Source organism: Vibrio sp. S9_S30 (genome assembly GCF_014694455.1).
Lineage (GTDB): Bacteria > Pseudomonadota > Gammaproteobacteria > Enterobacterales > Vibrionaceae > Vibrio.
The window spans coordinates 1-2,365 of record NZ_JAAUWT010000070.1 but is presented as its reverse complement, the minus strand read 5'-3'; the positions used below and the strand labels follow the sequence as shown (position 1 = coordinate 2,365).

The window sequence follows — 2,365 nt, the reverse complement described above, 5'->3', positions numbered from 1 at the left end:
CCCATGAACTCACGGGGCGACATAACTAATGCTTGAAGTTCCATGGCAGCAGTGCATCGATATCAGGCTCAGCTTTCGCCAACTCCTTCATGCACTTGATCATGTAGTCGTAGAGGATAAGACCGTTAGCTTTTGCTGTCTCGACAATGCTATAAAGCATTGCACTCGCTTCAGCTCCGTTGGGATTGGTCGAGAAGAGCCAGTTTTTTCTGCCAATGACCAGTGGTTTAATTGCACGTTCAGCACGGTTATTGTCGATAGATAAATGACCATCGTCGATATAACGAATGAGCTTTGGCCATTGCCCGAGCGTGTATTTTATCGCTTTACCTAGTGCGCTAGATTCAACGATTTTCTGAGTCATCATCCATTCGAAAAGCTCATCCAGTATCGGCTTGGCGTACGTTTGGCGCTCTGCTTGCCGTTTTTCGACAGACGCACCCTTTAAGCGTGATTCTATTCCATAGAGCTTTTGGATTTGCGCTAACGCCTTATCTGCTTTGCCCGATTTACCTTTACCCTGAAGTTTCTTCGCATCCATGAACTTACGCCGAGCGTGCGCGAAGCAACCCACGTTCGTCACTTGATGCAGGCCGTCATATGCCCCGTAACCATCGGTTTGGAGATAGCCATCATAGTCACCAAGGAAGGCAACAGGGCACGCCCTCGCGCGATTGTTTTGATAGTCGAACAAGGCGATGTTTTTGACATCGGGCAGTGATGCGTCAGGCGAGTCTGCCCCTGAGCAGTAAAGCCACATGTAGCACTGTTTATCTTCCTTGAGCACATTGAGCGGAGTTTCATCCGCCTGAACGACGACTTGCTCCAGAAGGTGAGCTTTCAACGCCTCGTATAACGGTTTGAACTTCTCGCTGACTTGGATAACCCACCTTGCCATCGTGGTACGAGATAACTCGATACCCGATTGGCTAAATAAGCTTTCTTGGCGATAAAGCGGCATCGCGTAACGGTATTTGCCAAGGATAATCGTGGCAAGCAAGCTTTCTGTGGCGAAGCTCTTAGGGATAATACTCTCTGGTGCTGGCTTTTGAACGATAGAGGTATTATCACCCGTTTTTTCGCACTGACGACACGCATACTTAGGGCGAACGTACTCCACCACCTTGAGTACCGCTGGCGTGAACTCCAGTTTTTCACTGCGGTCTTTGCCGATTTCATGCAGAGCATGCTTGCAGCACGGGCATTGCTTTTCATGTTCACTCAGGTCAAGTGTGATGGTCTCGCGAGGCAGGTTTTTCGGCAGTGGACTACGCTTACCCCGCTTTTTCGTTGTGGTGGTTGTCGTTACCTCAACCTCTTCTTCCTTTGCGGCTTCACACTCTGCTTCATTGAAGAGGTCTCCCTGAGATTCGTCGTAAGGTTTTAACGCTTCTGAGCGTTTGGCGAACTGACGGTCGAAGGCGAGTTTGAGTTGTTCAAGTAGTGATTGACGCTCTTGTTTCCATTCTGTTTTCTCCGACAACAGCGCTTTGACCATCGCTTGTAGCTCGGCAATATCTTGGCTTTCTGGGTTAATATCTGGCGTCTTTTTCATGGCATTGATTATACTAAAATCAAGCCGTTAACGCTTGGTACATCTGGCTTTATTCTTGATTAAGTCATTGTAAAATCGCGTATTGATACGGGTTTATGACCGATAATCGTGAAGCCAGAAAGCAGCCTGTCGAGTTCAAATTGAGTCAGGGTAAATACCTGATTTTGCTCTTGTGACGGCCATTTATATTTGGCTTTTTCGAGCCGTTTGTACCAGAGTGCGAAGCCTGTTTGGTCCCAGTACAACACCTTGATTTTGTCGCGCTGTTTATTGGTGAACAGGAACAGTGCACCACTTCCCAGAGGCAAGTCAGTGTTACTTTCGATAAGCGCCGCCAGTCCATTAATGGACTTTCTGAAGTCGACACTCTTACGATAGAGGTAAATGTTCGGGGCGCTGAGCATACGTTTCATGATAACGCTCCGATGAGTTCGGCAACGTAGGTTGCAGGTGTGCCTTGCGGAATGCTCAGCTCAACCTCGTTCACCATTAGCGTCATGCTGGCGACAGGAACACGAGTCGCTTGATACGTTGTGGTCTTTTCAACCACCTCTGCTTTGACGAAGCCAACAGCACTTGGCTTTTGGGTGTGTTTTAATTGTTGGTGCTTAGAATAAAATGTAGAAAGACTCAGCCAGTTACGCTCGCAGAATAGACGTTGCGATAGCTGGCTGGATTCATATTGTTCGAATAACGTTTGCCATTCTTGGTTGGTTCGTCGTTTGACCATTTCAAGTCTCCTTTGAGTTGGAGACTTGATCTTATTATTCGAGACGGATGATTAGAACGCGGGGTTCATGATGCGCTTAC

The 2,365-nt window shown here is 47.7% G+C and carries 3 protein-coding genes; all 3 read right to left on the bottom strand.

What is annotated here, in order from left to right; genetic code table 11:
• Window positions 1-25: 25 nt before the first annotated feature.
• From tnpC to tnpA, 3 genes are read right to left on the bottom strand one after another with little or no spacing between them, the layout of a single operon-like run.
• Window positions 26-1,555 (bottom strand): IS66 family transposase, encoded by a 1,530-nt coding sequence (tnpC, locus tag HC752_RS23955; protein ID WP_190337693.1) that lies wholly within the window; start codon window positions 1,553-1,555, stop codon window positions 26-28.
• A 59-nt stretch (window positions 1,556-1,614) separates the two neighbouring features.
• Window positions 1,615-1,968, bottom strand: coding sequence for an IS66 family insertion sequence element accessory protein TnpB (tnpB, locus tag HC752_RS23950; RefSeq protein WP_190337692.1), 354 nt, complete (start codon window positions 1,966-1,968; stop codon window positions 1,615-1,617).
• Window positions 1,965-2,285, bottom strand: coding sequence for an IS66 family insertion sequence element accessory protein TnpA (gene tnpA / locus HC752_RS23945; RefSeq protein ID WP_190337691.1), 321 nt, complete (start codon window positions 2,283-2,285; stop codon window positions 1,965-1,967). Before tnpA ends, tnpB begins: the two co-directional genes overlap by 4 nt.
• Between the last annotated feature and the right edge of the window lie 80 nt (window positions 2,286-2,365).